This window comes from Cupriavidus pauculus (assembly GCF_008801835.1).
Lineage (GTDB): Bacteria > Pseudomonadota > Gammaproteobacteria > Burkholderiales > Burkholderiaceae > Cupriavidus > Cupriavidus pauculus.
The window spans coordinates 1-15,477 of record NZ_VZOW01000021.1; the positions used below are offsets into that span (position 1 = coordinate 1).

Below are 15,477 nucleotides of genomic sequence, written 5' to 3' on the forward strand. Positions count from 1 at the left end.
AGGCCCGCACCGACCAGACCGCCGGTTCGGCCACCCATGGCGTTGCCCGCCGCAGTGCCCGCGCCGCCACCCACCGCGCCGCCGAGCACGGCGCCGGTGCTGCCGCCCAGCGCGCCGCCTACGGCAGCGCCAGCCACGCCGCCCAGACCGCCGCCGAGCGCATTGTTCAGATCACCCCCAGCGAACGCCGGCAGCGCAGCCGCCGAGAGGGCAAGAGCCAGAGTCAGGTTGCGAAGGCGAGACATCGTATTTTCCTTATTCGGTGTGGATCTGGAGCGGAGTGTAGAGAAGGAGCCCTCCCCTTGCTGTAACTAGTTGTGAGGCCCTGTAACCCCCTGCAGAAACGGTATCGGTCTGTTAAAAAATGCGGCAAATCGGCAACAAATGGGTCGCAAAAGCCACTGCGCGCATAAAAAAAGCGGCCCCGAAGGGCCGCCCTGTGGCGCCGGAGCGCGTCCGGTCAGGTCAGCAGCATTTGCCCTGGCCGCCGCCGTAGCGCGCTTGCTGGCGTTCGCGGAAGAACTCCTCGTACGTCATCGGCGTGCGATCCGGATGGGTGCTTTCCATATGGGCCACGTAGGTCTGGTAGTCCGGCAGGCCCACCATCAGCCGCAGCGACTGGCCCAGGTAACGTCCCATGTTTCCGATCTGTTCCAGCATGATGGCCTCCGCCAGTGGTTCAATGCGACGCGGCCGAGGCCTGCGCAGGCATGGGTTCGAACGGCGTTTCGCTGTCCGTGCGCCTTGCCTGGTTGCGAGCGGCCATGGCCGTCTTGAAACCGTAGAACACAATCGACAGCACTACAAACATGAACAGCGCGCACAGGCCCGCGTCCAGATAGTCGTTGAAGACGATGCGGTGCATCTGTTCCATCGACTTGGCCGGAGCCAGCACCTTGCCTTCGGCAATCGCCGCGCTGAATTTCGACGCGTGGGTCAGGAAGCTGACCTTAGGATCGGCGTCGAACAGCTTCTGCCAGCCGGCGGTCAGCGTGCAGATCAGCAGCCAGCAGGTGGGCAGCAGCGTCACCCATGCGTACTGCCCGCGCTTCATCTTCACCAGCACGCAGGTGCCCAGCACCAGTGCCACGGCGGCCAGCATCTGGTTCGAGATGCCGAACAGCGGCCATAGCGTGTTGATGCCGCCCAGCGGATCCACCACGCCCTGGTACAGGAAGTAGCCCCAGGCGGCCACGGTCAGCGCGGTGGCGATCAGGTTGGCCGGCAGTGACTCGGTACGCTTGAGCGACGGCACGAAACTGCCCAGCAGATCCTGCAGCATGAAGCGGCCGGCGCGCGTGCCGGCGTCGACGGCCGTCAGGATGAACAGCGCTTCGAACAGGATCGCAAAGTGATACCAGAACGCCATCATGGCCTGGCCGCCCACCACCTGGTGCAGGATGTGCGCGATCCCGACGGCCAGCGTCGGAGCGCCGCCGGCACGCGAGATGATGGTGTTTTCGCCCACGTCCTTGGCGGTCTGGATCAGCACGTCGGGCGTGATCACAAAGCCCCAGCTGGACACGGCCTGCGCCACCGTTTCCGGCGTGGTGCCGATCACCGCGGCCGGGCTGTTCATCGCGAAGTACACGCCGGGTTCGATCACCGATGCGGCGACCAGCGCCATGATGGCGACGAACGACTCGGCCAGCATCGCGCCGTAGCCAATAAAGCGTGCGTGCGATTCGTTTTCCAGCAGCTTGGGCGTGGTGCCCGACGAAATCAACGCGTGGAAACCCGACACGGCGCCGCAGGCGATGGTGATGAACAGGAACGGAAACAGGTTGCCCGACCACACCGGGCCACCGCCCTGCGCAAACTGCGTGAAGGCCGGCATCTTCAGCTCCGGCGCCACGATCAGGATGCCGATGGCCAGCGCGATGATGGTGCCGATTTTCAGGAACGTCGACAGGTAGTCGCGCGGCGCCAGCAGCAGCCACACCGGCAGCACGGCGGCGATGAACCCATAGATGATCAGCATCCACGTCAGCGCCTTGCCGTCATACGTGAACAGCGGCGCCAGCGTGGCGCTTTCGTGCACGTGCTGGCCGCCGACGATGGCCAGCATCAGCAGCACGAAGCCGATCACCGACACCTCGCCGATGCGCCCCGGACGGATATAACGCGTGTAGATGCCCATGAAGATCGCGATGGGAATCGTCACCGCCACGGTGAACGTGCCCCAGGGCGAGCCAGCCAGCGCCTTCACCACGATCAGCGCCAGCACCGCCAGGATGATGATCATGATCATGAAGCAGCCGAACAGCGCGATCAGGCCGGGCACGGTGCCCATTTCCGACTTGACCAGATCGCCCAGCGAGCGGCCGTCGCGGCGCGTCGAGATAAACAGGATCATGAAGTCCTGCACCGCGCCGGCAAACACCACGCCCGCAAGAATCCACAGCATGCCCGGCATGTAGCCCATCTGCGCGGCAAGCACCGGCCCAACCAGCGGCCCGGCGCCGGCGATGGCGGCAAAGTGGTGGCCGAACAGCACCGCCTTGTTGGTCGGTACGTAGTCCAGGCCGTCGTTATGGCGCCAGGCTGGCGTCATGCGCTTGGGGTCAAGTTGCATCACCTTGTCGGCGATGAAACGGCTGTAGTAGCGGTAGGCGATCAGGTAGATGCAGAGCGCGGCAACCACGATCCACAGCGCGCTGACGGCTTCACCGCGCGACAGCGCGACGGTGGCGAAGGCAAACGCGCCGAGTACGGCGACGGCCAGCCACAACAGGTGTTGTCCGATGCGATTCATGTTGAAGGGTCTCCTCAGACCGGCTGAAAGAGCCTGCGGCGACGGATTGCGGGCAGCGGGGGCGTGCCGGATGGCGGCGCCGACAATCGTGCGGAAGGTGTCTCCTGAGTGTCTGCGACGCCCGGTCTGTTCTCGTCTGAGCCGGATCTTGTCGTGCAGGCAGGCAGTGCACCCGAGGCGGGCAATCGCCAGGGTCGGGGCACCTACTGCATAGGATTGCACCGCGGGCGGGCCCGGGTGCAATCCGGCGTGTAGTATTGACACCCGCCCATGTCGGCACAAGCGCGAAACTACGCAGCCATATTGCGTAGTAGTACGTAGATCGACGAAGTCAAGCGGCCTTCCCGGCATCGGTGTTTACCCCCGGCTCAGATGAAACTCCGCCAAAAGATACTTTTGCTCGCCGTGGCGCCGCTTGCCGTCGCCATGCTGGGCATCGCGCTGGCCGTCCGCTACCAGGCCACGGCGCTGGCTCGCCACGAGCGCGCGCTGGTCGAGGCGGCCTACCTGCAAAGCAAGGAAACCGAACTGCGCCACTACGTGGAGCTGGCGCAAAGCGCGATCGCGCCGCTGGTGCAGTCGGGCCGCACCGACGCCGCCACGCGCCAAGCTGCCATGGAGGCGCTGGCGCGGCTTGACTACGGCCCGGACGGCTATTTCTTCCTGTATGACCTGCAGGGCCGCAATCTCATGCATCCGCGCCAGCCGGAACTGGTGGGGCAGGATCTGTGGCTGCTGCGCGACCCGCAAGGGGCGTTGACGATCCAGAAGCTGGTGAGCGCCGCAAAGTCCGGCGGCGGATCGGTGCGCTACCTGTGGCGCAAGCCGTCGTCGCAGCAGGTGGCGCCCAAGCTTGGCTACGTGGTGGCCGTGCCGGCGTGGAACTGGATGCTCGGCACCGGCATTTACCTCGACGATGTGGAGCAGACCTTGCGCCAGCTCGATGCGCGCGCGGAAACCGACATCCGCGAGACCATGGCGTGGATTGGCGTGATTGCGGCCATCAGCATCCTGCTGGTGGCGGCCAGCGGCTTGGCGCTCAATATCAGCGAACACCGCGAGGCCGACGCCAAGCTGCGGCAACTGGCGCAGCGCGTGGTGCAGTCGCAGGAAGAAGAGCGTGCGCGCCTGTCGCGCGAACTGCATGACGGCATCAGCCAACTGCTGGTGTCCGTCAAGCTGGTGCTGGAGGCCGCCACCAACCGCATCCGGCTGGCCCCGGCCGAGGGCGCGTCCGTGGCGCCGATCCTCGGCATGGCGCTCAATCGGCTCGATTCCGTCTTCAACGAAGTGCGGCGCGTGGCGCGCAACCTGCGCCCGGCGTTGCTCGACGATCTTGGCCTGTTCGCCGCGCTTCAGCATCTGGCGCGCGAGATGCAGGCCGGCAGCACGCTGGGCATTGACGTCAGGCAGCGCGGCCAGCCGCGCGAACTGTCCGACGATCAGGCCACGGCGCTGTTCCGCATCGCCCAGGAGGCGCTGACCAATGTCGAGCGCCACGCGCATGCCACGCACGTCGATGTCGAACTCGAATACCTGCCGTCTGGCACGCGGCTGGTGGTGCGCGACAACGGCACTGGGTTCGACGTCGCGCGCATGCAGCGCGATCCGCAACGCGGCATCGGCCTGCGCAACCTGCGCGAGCGCATGGCGGCGTTGGGCGGCCAGTTCGACATCGTTTCACTGCCGTCCGGCACGCGGCTCACCGCGGCCTTGCCACTGAAAACTCCCTCCTCGGAACCTTCGCAGTCATGAATTCGTTGCACGACGACGATCCCGCAACCCATTCGCCCGCCAGCCCTGCGCGCGTGCTGTTGATCGACGACCACGCGCTGGTGCGCGACGGCATGCGCATGCATCTGTCGCTGCAGCCCGATCTCGAAGTGGTGGGCGAAGCCGACGACGGCGAGGCCGCGTTGGCGTGGCTGGCGCAAGCCCGGCCCGGGTGTCTGCCTGACCTGGTGATCACCGATATCGGCATGCGCGGCATGGGCGGGATTGCGCTGGCGGGCGCGCTGCACGACCAGTATCCGCAACTGGCCGTGCTGATCGTGTCGATGCACGACAACCTTGAATACGTGCGCCAGGCGATCCGCGCGGGCGCGCGCGGCTACGTGCTCAAGGACGCTCCCGCCGACGAATTGATGGCAGCCATTCAGGCCGTACTGGCGGGCCGCATGTTCTATAGCGCGCGCATCGCACGCGGCATGGCCGAACAGACGATCAGTCCGCTCGATGCGCTGACCCCGCGCGAACGCGACATCCTGCACGGCATCGGCAAGGGCCTGGCCAACAAGGAAATCGCCGCCGGGCTTGGTGTCTCCGTGCGCACGGTGGAAACGCACCGGCTCAACCTGAAGCGCAAGCTCGGCATCGAGGGCCGCGCGGAACTGGTCAAGTACGCGGTGCGGCATATCGTGACCGACGCAGATTCGGGACAGTCGATCTCGTGAGCGAGCCGCGACGAATCGTCCCGGGCCAGCGTTGCGCGCGCAAAAAAAAAACCGACCGGCGTCAACCGGTCGGCCTTGTACATCCGAAAAACGGCTGGGATCAGGCGGCCAGGCGTTTGGCCAGCGCTTCCTTGGTTTCCAGCAGTGCCTGCGGCAGGTTCTGCTTGAGCTGGGTGAACAGCTCGTCGTGCAGCGCCAATTCCTTCTGCCAGGCGTCGTGGTCGATCGACGTGACCTGTTCGAATTGCTCGGTGGTGAAGGTCAGGCCGTCCCAGTTCAGGTCGGTGTAACGCGGCGACGTGCCGAACACGTGATCGACGCCCTGGCCGCGGCCTTCCACGCGATCGATCATCCACGACAGTACGCGCATGTTTTCACCAAAGCCGGGCCACACGAACTTGCCGTCGGCGTCCTTGCGGAACCAGTTCACGCAGTAGAACTTCGGCAGCTTTGCGCCGGTTGCCTCGAGCTTCTTGCCCAGGGCCAGCCAGTGGCCGAAGTAATCGGCCATGTTGTAGCCGCAGAATGGCAGCATGGCGAACGGATCGCGGCGCACCACACCCTGCTGGCCGGCTGCGGCGGCGGTGGTTTCGGACCCCATCGTGGCGGCCATGTACACGCCTTCGGTCCAGTTGCGCGCTTCGGTCACCAGGGGCACCGTGCTGCTGCGGCGGCCGCCGAAGATGAAGGCGTCGATGGCCACGCCAGCCGGGTTGTCCCAGTTCTCGTCGATCGACGGGCACTGCGACGCCGGTGCGGTGAAGCGGGCGTTCGGATGCGCGGCCTTGGCGCCGGTCTGCTTGGCGATCTCGGGCGTCCAGTCATTGCCCTGCCAGTCGATCAGATGCGCCGGCGCTTCCTTGGTCATGCCTTCCCACCACACGTCGCCGTCATCGGTCAGCGCCACGTTGGTGAAGATGACGTTTTCCTTGAGCGTCGCCATCGCGTTGTAGTTGGTCTGCTCGCTGGTGCCTGGAGCCACGCCGAAATAGCCGGCTTCCGGGTTGATCGCGTACAGGCGGCCGTCCTGGCCCGGCTTGATCCACGCGATATCGTCGCCGATCGTGGTGACCTTCCAGCCGTCGAAGCCCTTGGGCGGGATCAGCATGGCGAAGTTGGTCTTGCCGCAGGCCGACGGGAACGCGGCGGCGACGTGGTACTTCTTGCCCTCGGGCGAGGTCACGCCCAGGATCAGCATGTGCTCTGCGAGCCAGCCCTCGTCGCGGCCCATGGTCGAGGCGATGCGCAGGGCGAAGCACTTCTTGCCCAGCAGCGCGTTGCCGCCGTAGCCCGAGCCGAACGACCAGATCTCGCGCGATTCCGGGAAGTGCACGATGTACTTGGTCGGGTTGCAAGGCCACGGCACGTCCTTCTCGCCAGCGGCCAGCGGCTTGCCAACGGTATGCACGCACGGCACGAATTCGCCGTCGGCGCCCAGCACGTCGTACACGGCGCGGCCCATGCGGGTCATGATGCGCATGTTCACGGCGACGTACGGCGAATCGGACAGTTCCACGCCGATGTGCGCGATCGGCGAGCCCAGCGGACCCATCGAGAACGGCACCACGTAGAGCGTGCGGCCGCGCATGCAGCCGTCGAACAGGCCGCTCAGCGTCTGGCGCATTTCGCCCGGGGCGACCCAGTGATTCGTGGGGCCGGCGTCTTCCTTCTTCTCGGAGCAGATGAAGGTGCGGTCTTCAACGCGCGCCACGTCGGACGGATCGGACAGGGCCAGGAACGAATTCTTGCGCTTGGCGGGATTCAGGCGACGCATGGTGCCGGCGGCGACCATCTGCTCGCACAGGCGGTCATATTCTTCCTGCGAGCCGTCGCACCAGTAGATCTGGTCCGGCTTGGTCAGCGCGGCGATATCGGCAACCCAAGAGACCAGTTTCTGGTTCTTTACCCAGGCCGGTACGTTCAGTGCCGGTGTGCCTTGCATTGTGGGATGGTTCATCTAACTGCTCCAAAGCTAAAAAGAAACCTTGCAATGTCCGACAGGCAGCTGCGACGGGGAAAGACGGCGTGTCGAGTGGCGGCCGCGTAGGGCCTGACGCACTCGCGCTCTGACCGTCACATCCCGTTACAACTCGGCGGCGACCAGATGGGTGCAAATGGTCGCGGGGGTCCCTGCGGCTGCGATACAGTTGCGCTTCGCCCGTTTCTGGCGGGCGGCAGGGGTCGGTCGGGCATTGTCCGGCGGCGCGCAGGAGGCGGGAGCGTGGCTCGACCGCACTGTCGCATCGCGAGAGCGCGCAAGGATACCACTGCACGGATCCCCTGTTTTTTGCTGCGCAGCATTGTCTCCCCTGTCAGAATGCCCGTTCGCCACCGCGCAGCATCGTCTCGCGGCGGTTGCCGCTCGGACGCGTCTGCAGTCAATGTTGCGTCAGGGAAGCCAACAATACTGTCGGTTGCGCGCTGATTCTGTGGCCGCGCACACCAAGCCCCCGAGGTTAAAGAGTTACCGATGAAGATTGCCGTTCTCGACGATTACCAGGATGCCGTCCGCAAGCTGTCCTGCTTTTCCTTGCTGGAAGGGCACGACGTCAAGGTCTTCAACAACACCGTGAAGGGCGTCGGCCAGCTCGCCGCGCGACTGTCCGACGTGGAGGCGCTGGTGCTGATCCGCGAGCGCACGCGGGTGACGCGCCAGGTACTCGAGAAGCTGCCGAAGCTGAAAATCATCAGCCAGACCGGCCGCGTGGGCAACCATGTGGATCTCGATGCCTGCACCGAGCGCGGCGTGGTGGTCTTGCAGGGCGTGGGCTCGCCAGTGGCGCCGGCCGAACTGACCTGGGCGCTGATCATGGCGGCGCAGCGCCGCATCCCGCAATACGTGGCCAGCCTCAAGCACGGCGCGTGGCAGCAGTCGGGCCTGAAATCGACCACGATGCCGCCCAATTTTGGCCTTGGCCAGGTGCTGCGCGGGCAGACGCTGGGGATCTGGGGATACGGCAAGATCGGCCGCCTGCTGGCCGGTTACGGTCGCGCTTTCGGCATGAACGTGCTGGTCTGGGGCCGCGAGGCGTCGCAGCAGGGCGCGCGCGAAGACGGCCTGAACGTCGCCGAATCGGTCGAGCAGCTGTTTGCCGACAGCGATGTGCTGTCGCTGCACCTGCGCCTGAACGACGAAACGCGCGGCATCGTCACATTGGCCGATCTGCAGCGCATGAAGCCGACAGCGCTGTTCGTCAACACCAGCCGCGCCGAGCTGATCGAGGAAAACGCGCTGGTGGCGGCGCTGAATCGGGGACGCCCGGGCATGGCGGCGATCGACGTGTTCGAGTCGGAGCCGATTCTGCAGGGCCACGCGCTGCTGCGCATGGAGAACTGCATCTGCACGCCTCACCTGGGCTATGTCGAGCGTGACAGCTACGAGCTGTACTTCCGCACCGCGTTCCAGAACATCCTCGACGTGCTGGCCGGCAAGCACGACAGCATCGCCAACCCCAAGGCGCTGACACCCGCGTTGTCGCGCTGACCCGGCGCGCTCCAGCCGATCCAGCGGGGCGCGTCTTGCGCGCCTGCGCTTCTCCCCGGCATGCCAGGTCCGGCGTTGCAGATGCACACCGTCGGCTGGCTGCCCGCTCGGTCGACGCGCCGTGCGTCTGTTTCCCCACATTTCCCGCCCTCAAACGTGCGCACGAGTCGGTACACTCGGTTCACAAACAACGTCAGCGCACGACGTCCCGTGATTGACGTTGCGCGCGGCCCCGCACACGCGAAGGAGGGCGTACCGTGGCCGAATCCGATCCGCGTCCCAATCCCGCAGGCGCCGGCGGCACGGCCGTCGGACGGGTGCTGGCGGTCAACGTCGGCACGGCGCTACCGCTGGTGGTGGCCGGCGCCGGCTGCGAGGCCGTGGTGCTGTCGGGCGTGCGCAAGCACCCGCTGAGCACGCTCCATCATCCGATCGCGGTCGGTGTGCATCGGCTCGGGCTGGCGGGCGACGAGCAGGTGGATCGCACGGTTCACGGCGGCCCCGACCGCGCCGTCTATGCCTATCCCATCGAGCACTACACTTGGTGGAACACGCGCCGGCGCGAGGCCGGCGTCGAGGAGTCCGAGCGGCCGCTGGCGTTTGGCGCGATGGGCGAGAACCTGACCACGCAGGGTCTGCTCGAAACGGCGCTATGGCTGGGCGACCGCCTGCGCATCGGCGAGGTGGAACTGGTGGTCAGCGCGCCCCGCCTGCCCTGCTACAAGCTCAATGCCGTGATGGGCTACGCCAACGCCGTGCGCGACATGACGCGCAGCGGTTTTTCGGGCGTCTACCTCAGCGTGGCCCGCGCGGGCGTGATCCGCGCCGGCGATACCGTGGTGCTGGCCGCCGGCCCCCGCGCGGTGCCGCTGCACGGCCGCCATCGACGCGAAAGCGCCTGATCCGGGTTTTTCCACGGTTTCCCACGGTTTCCCGCGTTTTTCCCGAGTGGTCCAGCCTGGATTTTCTGCTAATGTTTTAATTTCGATACAAGCAATCGGAGCGCCCTTCCGGGCTGGTCCGGGCAGCGTTCCATGCTGCTGTAATGGCTTGTAATACAACGCGCTGGCCTTGAAGGGTCCGGCGCGGTACTAGTAGCGGTTTGCGCGGGCAAAACCAGTTCCAAGAAACCGGTGCCAGGGAAGTCGCGCGCCAAGCGGTCTTTGAGGGTCCTCATAATGAAAACTGACGGGATCGACCAGCCCAAGGGCTTCGTCGATGGCAACTGGAGCGCGGCTGCCCGCGCAGGCCGCGGCCGGACTTCGCCCTGGGTGGCAATCGCGGTGGTCGTGCTGCTGGCCGTGCTGGGCTGGTTTGGCTGGAAGCACTGGTCCGCGCCCAAGCCGCAGACCAAGGGGCCGGCCGCCACCGCCGTCACCACGGCGCGCGTCATGCAGGGCGATGTGCCGCTCGAAGTCACCGCCAATGGCACGGTCACCGCGATGCAGTCGGTCGACGTGCGTCCGCAGGTGTCCAGCACGGTTCGCGCGGTGCATATCAAGGAGGGCCAGTCGGTCAAGCCGGGCGACTTGCTGTTCACGCTCGACACGCGCATGGACGAAGCCAATCTGGCCCGCGCGCGCGCGCAACTGATGCGCGATCAGGCCGATCTTGCCGATGCGCGGCGCACGCTGGCGCGCAGCCAGGAACTGCTGCAGCGCAATTTCATTTCGCGCAGCGCGGTCGATACCGCGCAGGCCAAGGTCGACGGCTTCGAAGCGACGATCCGCGCCGACCAGGCCGCCATCGAAGCGAGTCAGGTGGCCATCAGCTACGGCACCATCCGCGCCACGATCGGCGGCCGCACCGGCGTGATCAACGCGTTTCCGGGGTCGCTGGTGACGCCGGCCAACACGACCACCACGCCCGCGATGGTCACGATCGCGCAGATCGCGCCAATCACCGTGATGTTCACGCTGCCCGAGCGCCAGCTGGCCGCGCTGCGCGAGGCGCTGCAACAAGGCCCGGTCACCATTACGGCATTGCCCAACGACGGCAACACGACGCCCGTGACCGGCAAGATCACGTTCGTCGACAACACGGTCGATCCGCAATACGGCAGCATCCGCGTCAAGGCGACCTTCGACAATACCGAGCACCGGCTCTGGCCCGGCACCTATGCCAACGTCAGCGCCACGGTGCAGGTGCTGAAGGGCGCGCTGAGCGTGCCGCCGCAGGCCATCGTGACGGGTCCGGAGGGCCGCTTCGTCTATACGGTGCAGCCGGACAGCAAGGTGGCGCGCGTACCGGTGCGGGTGGTGGCGACCACCGCCGCCGCCGCCGTGGTGGAAGGTGTGCAGCCGGGCGTGCGCGTGGTGACCGAAGGCGCGCAGAATCTGCGTCCGGGCAGCCTGGTGCGCGAGGCCGCCCCGCGCGCCGCAGCCGCCTCCGCCGTCTCCCCTGCCGCGACGCCGGCAGCCGCCGACAAGCACTAAGACCATGACGCTGTCCGAGCTCTGTATCCGCCGGCCCGTCATGACGGTGCTGCTGTGCCTGGCCGTCATCGTGACCGGCATCGTGCTGTATCCGACGATTCCGATTGCGGCGTTGCCCAGCTTCAATTCGCCCGTGATCCAGGTCACGGCCACGCTGCCCGGGGCCAGCCCCGAGACGATGGCCGCGTCGGTGGCCACGCAGCTGGAAAAGCAGTTCGCGACGATTCCTGGCGTCACGGTGATCAGTTCGTCGAACACGCTTGGCAATTCGAGCATCACGATCGAATTCAACAGCGACCGCGATATCGATGCGGCCGCGGTCGACGTGCAGGCTGCGCTGTTCCGCGCCCAGCGCTCGCTGCCGATCGAAATGACGGTGCCGCCGTCATACCGCAAGGTGAATCCGGCCGATGCCCCGGTGATCCTGCTGGCGATCAATTCGCCGTCGATGAGCCTGGGCGAACTCAACGCCTTCGGCGACAACCTCATCTCGCCCACGCTGGCCACGCTGCCGGGCGTGGCGCAGGTGCAGATCTTCGGTCAGAAGCGTTTTTCGGTACGGGTCCGCGCCCATCCGGACGCCCTTGCCGCACGCGGCCTGACGCTGGACGAGCTGGCCACGGCGCTCAATCGGGCCAATGCCAACACGCCGGTCGGCACGCTCGACGGCGCGCGCCAGACGCTGACGATCCAGGCCAATCGCCAGATGACCAGCGCCGAGGCGTTCCGCAACATCATCGTGGCCAGCCAGCCCAGCGGCGCCGTGGTGCGCCTGTCGGACGTGGCCGATGTGGAGGACGGCGTCGAGACCATCAAGACCGGCAGTTGGCTCAACAACGAGCGCTCGATCGTGCTGGCCGTGCTGCGCCAGCCCGACGCCAACACCGTGGCGGTGGTGGACGCCATCAAGGCCGCGCTGCCGCGGCTGCTCCAGCAGATGCCGGGCTCGGTCAACGTCAATGTGGTGAACGATCGCTCGATGTCGATCCGCGAATCGATCCATGACGTGCAGTTCACCTTGGCGCTGACGGTGGCGCTGGTGGTGATGGTGATCTTCCTGTTCCTGCGCCGCGCTGCGGCCACGCTGATTCCAACCGTATCGCTGCCGATCTCGCTGATCGGCACCGTGGCGCTGATGAAGGCGTTTGGCTACAGCCTCGACAACGTTTCGCTGCTGGCCATCACGCTGGCGGTGGGACTGGTGGTCGACGACGCGATCGTGATGCTGGAAAACATCGTGCGTCATATCGAGGAAGGCGTGCCGCCGCTGAAAGCCGCGCTGGTCGGCTCGCGCGAGATGGGGTTCACGATTCTCTCGATCTCGATTTCGCTGGTGGCGGTGTTCATTCCGATCTTCTTCATGCCGGGCGTGATCGGCCTCCTGTTCCACGAATTTGCCGCGGTGGTGTCGCTGGCGATCCTGGTGTCCGCGCTGGTGTCGCTGACGCTGATTCCGATGCTGTGCGCGCGCTTTTTGTCGGCGGAAAACGTGCCGGTCGACGAGTCACAGCATGCCTATGGCGATCACGCCGGCGCCGCACCCGCGCATCGCGCGCCACAGCAGCGCACGCTTGGCATGCGCTCGACGCAGTGGTTCGAGGATCTGTTCGAATGGACGCTGCACCGGTACGCGCGGGGGCTCGACTGGTGTCTGGCGCATCGGCGCATCGTGCTGGGCGTGGCGGGTTTGACGTTCGTGCTGACCGCCGTGCTGTTCGTGAAGATTCCGAAGGGCTTTTTCCCTGAGGAGGACATCGGCCAGATCCAGGTCAACGCCGAAGGCCCGCAGGACATTTCGTTCGACGCGATGGCCGAGCGCCTGCGCGACGCGGCCGAGCGCATCCGCGCGAATCCGGCCGTGAAGAGCGTGGTGGCGTCGATTGGCGGCGGCCCGTCGCCGGCCATCAACACGGGCCGCATGTTCGTCGAACTGAAGCCGCTGGGAGAGCGGCCCAAGATGGCGCAGGTGGTGGAGTCGCTGCGCAAGGACGTGTCCGTGGTGCCAGGCCTGCAGGTGTATTTCTCTCCGGTGCAGAACCTGCGCCTGGGCGGCCGGCAGAGCAAGAGCCGCTACCAGTACACGTTGCAGAGCGTGAAGGCGGACCAGTTGCAGGCGTTCAGCGACAAGCTCATGGCCAGGATGCGCGCCGAGCCGATGTTCCGCGATGTCACCAGCGACTCGCAGCAGTCGGGGTTGGAGGCGCAACTGACGATCGACCGCGACAAGGCCAATGCGCTGGGCGTGCAGATGCAGGACGTGCGCACCGCGCTCTACACGGCGTTCGGCGAGCGCCAGGTGTCGACGATCTACACGCCGATCGACAATTACTACGTGATTCTGACTGCCGCCGATATCGATCGCGTCGATGAAACGGCTTTCTCGAAGCTGTACGTGCGCAGCAAGACCGGGCAGATGGTGCCGGTGTCGGCATTCGCCACGACCGAGCGCCGCGTCGGGCCGATCGCAGTCAACCACCAGGGCCAGCTTCCGTCGGTGACCGTGTCGTTCAACCTCGCGCCCGGCGCGGCGCTTGGCGATGCGTCAAAGTTGATCGACCGCTACCGCCAGGAGATCGACATGCCGACGTCGATCTTCACGAGCTGGGGCGGCGACGCGGCGGTGTTCCAGTCGTCGCAGGCCACGCAGGTGGTGCTGCTGGTGGCGGCCATCGCCGTGATCTACACGCTGCTGGGCGTGCTGTACGAAAGCTATATCCATCCGCTGACGATCCTGGCGGGCTTGCCTTCGGCGGCGATCGGCGCGTTGCTGACGCTGTTTATCTTCAACGTCGAGCTGTCCCTGATCGCCACGATCGGCGTGCTGATGCTGATCGGCATCGTCAAGAAAAACGCCATCATGATGATCGACTTCGCGCTGGCGGCGCAGCGTGAACAGGGCATGCATCCGTCCAAGGCGATCCGGCAGGCGTGCCTGCTGCGCTTCCGTCCGATCATGATGACCACGTTTGCCGCCGTGATGGGCGCCCTGCCGCTTGCGCTGGGGCTGGGCGCCGGCGCGGAACTGCGGCAGCCGCTGGGGCTGGCGGTGGTGGGCGGCCTGCTGTTCTCGCAGGTCATCACGCTGTTCATTACGCCGGTGATCTACCTGGCGCTGGACCGTTACTCGGGCACCGGCCCGCTGCAGATCGATGCGCAGGGCAACGCGTTGCCCGAAAAAGAGGTGGCCAGCATCCGCTAGGGAATGGGTTAGCGAAAAGCGATGCGTACGGATGCCGGCAGTTTCGGCATCCGTTTTCATTTGGGCCGAAGCCTGCGCGCGCGTTCAGGCCGGCACGCGCCGGATGCTGCCGCGACATTTCCGGTGCTATCTTGCTCGCCGACCGTCGTGCATCACAAAGTGCGGCAAAATGCTTAAAATTATCATCCCTATGAATTTCAAATAGCCTAAAACTGGCCAATTGATTGTTCATACGAATAGAACGGAGCCATGCGCCCATGACGCCAAGCCTGCTTGAAACCTTGATGTACGACGTCGGCCAGTTGTTTCTGTACCCGACGCTGGTGCTGATCGGCTTGCTGTTTCTCTACGCATTCTGGGCGCTCGGCGAGTTTGCGATGCAGGCGTGGCTGCGCCAACGCCACCCGATCGAGTCGGGGCGCGGCTACCTGCTGGTGGCATGGGCGCGCCGTAACAAGGTGACTCATCCCGATGCGCTCGACGTGACGGCGCACCGTCTTCTGGAGCGCCCGCGCATCGCCACGCGCGTAGCGCCGATGCTCGGCCTGGTAGCCACCATGATTCCGATGGGACCCGCGCTGAAGAGCCTGTCGGGCGGCAATCTGGCCAATGTCGGCGAGAACCTGACCATCGCGTTCTCGGCCGTGATCCTGGCGCTGATCGCGGCCAGCATCACGTTCTGGGTAGTCAACGTGCGCCGGCGCTGGCTGGCCGAGGAACTGGTCTGGCTGGGCCAGTCCCGGCCGCAATGGGACGTGGAGCCATGAAGTTTCTCGACGAAAGCGAGGCCGACGATCCGATTCTGTCGGTGGTCAATCTGATCGACGTGTTCCTGGTCGTGATCGCCGCATTGCTGGTGACCATCGCGCAGAATCCGCTCAATCCATTCACGCACAATGACGTGACCATCATCACCAATCCGGGCAAGCCGAACATGGAAATCGTGTCGCGCCATGGCGAGAAGATCGTGCGCTACCAGGCCAACGGGCAGACGGGCAGCGGCGACGGCGTCAAGGCAGGCGTCGCGTACCGCATGAAGGATGGTTCGATGGTCTACGTGCCCGAAAGCGCCGCCGACGCAGGCCATCCCGTTGACCATCCCGCTGACACCACGCAGGCGCAGGCATCGCCGCGTCCGCAACCGGAAAGCG

General features: G+C 65.7%; 10 protein-coding genes and 2 pseudogenes. 8 read left to right on the forward strand and 4 right to left on the reverse strand.

What is annotated here, in order from left to right; genetic code table 11:
* From F7R19_RS19720 to F7R19_RS19730, 3 genes and pseudogenes are all read right to left on the reverse strand, one after another.
* Window positions 1–245: pseudogene (locus tag F7R19_RS19720) on the reverse strand (hypothetical protein); the annotation flags it as partial.
* A 220-nt stretch (window positions 246–465) separates the two neighbouring features.
* Complete coding sequence (locus F7R19_RS19725; protein WP_150981723.1) at window positions 466–660, reverse strand: YbdD/YjiX family protein; 195 nt, start codon at window positions 658–660, stop codon at window positions 466–468.
* Between the two features lie 19 nt (window positions 661–679).
* Window positions 680–2,755 (reverse strand): carbon starvation CstA family protein, encoded by a 2,076-nt coding sequence (locus tag F7R19_RS19730; RefSeq protein ID WP_061957424.1) that lies wholly within the window; start codon window positions 2,753–2,755, stop codon window positions 680–682.
* Window positions 2,756–3,127: 372 nt separating this feature from the next.
* On the opposite strand from F7R19_RS19730, the gene F7R19_RS19735 reads away from it, so the two are divergent.
* Both F7R19_RS19735 and F7R19_RS19740 read left to right on the forward strand, forming a co-directional pair.
* Window positions 3,128–4,510, forward strand: a complete 1,383-nt coding sequence (locus F7R19_RS19735; RefSeq protein WP_150981724.1) for a cache domain-containing protein — start codon at window positions 3,128–3,130, stop codon at window positions 4,508–4,510.
* The gene (locus F7R19_RS19740; RefSeq protein WP_150981725.1) at window positions 4,507–5,208 is read left to right on the forward strand and encodes a response regulator; all 702 of its coding nucleotides are present in this window, start codon (window positions 4,507–4,509) and stop codon (window positions 5,206–5,208) included. The genes F7R19_RS19735 and F7R19_RS19740 overlap by 4 nt, the downstream gene beginning before the upstream one ends.
* 100 nt (window positions 5,209–5,308) lie before the next feature.
* On the opposite strand, the gene F7R19_RS19745 is transcribed toward F7R19_RS19740, so the two are convergent.
* The gene (locus F7R19_RS19745) at window positions 5,309–7,165 is read right to left on the reverse strand and encodes a phosphoenolpyruvate carboxykinase (GTP) (RefSeq protein ID WP_061957427.1); all 1,857 of its coding nucleotides are present in this window, start codon (window positions 7,163–7,165) and stop codon (window positions 5,309–5,311) included.
* A 513-nt stretch (window positions 7,166–7,678) separates the two neighbouring features.
* Here F7R19_RS19745 and F7R19_RS19750 point away from each other — a divergent pair.
* From F7R19_RS19750 to F7R19_RS19775, 6 genes and pseudogenes are all read left to right on the forward strand, one after another.
* Window positions 7,679–8,692, forward strand: coding sequence for a D-2-hydroxyacid dehydrogenase family protein (locus F7R19_RS19750; RefSeq protein ID WP_061957428.1), 1,014 nt, complete (start codon window positions 7,679–7,681; stop codon window positions 8,690–8,692).
* Window positions 8,693–8,949: 257 nt separating this feature from the next.
* On the forward strand, window positions 8,950–9,594 hold the full coding sequence (locus tag F7R19_RS19755; protein ID WP_061957429.1) for an MOSC domain-containing protein: 645 nt from the start codon (window positions 8,950–8,952) through the stop codon (window positions 9,592–9,594).
* A 276-nt stretch (window positions 9,595–9,870) separates the two neighbouring features.
* A complete protein-coding gene (locus F7R19_RS19760; RefSeq protein WP_150981726.1) occupies window positions 9,871–11,127 on the forward strand; it encodes an efflux RND transporter periplasmic adaptor subunit in 1,257 nt (418 codons plus the stop codon).
* Between the two features lie 4 nt (window positions 11,128–11,131).
* On the forward strand, window positions 11,132–14,326 hold the full coding sequence (locus F7R19_RS19765) for an efflux RND transporter permease subunit (RefSeq protein ID WP_150981727.1): 3,195 nt from the start codon (window positions 11,132–11,134) through the stop codon (window positions 14,324–14,326).
* Between the two features lie 257 nt (window positions 14,327–14,583).
* Window positions 14,584–15,093: a MotA/TolQ/ExbB proton channel family protein gene (locus tag F7R19_RS19770; protein WP_061957432.1), complete on the forward strand. Its 510-nt coding sequence runs from the start codon at window positions 14,584–14,586 to the stop codon at window positions 15,091–15,093.
* Window positions 15,090–15,398: pseudogene (locus F7R19_RS19775) on the forward strand (DUF2149 domain-containing protein); the annotation flags it as partial. The gene F7R19_RS19770 and the pseudogene F7R19_RS19775, both read left to right, overlap by 4 nt.
* Window positions 15,399–15,477: the final 79 nt, after the last annotated feature.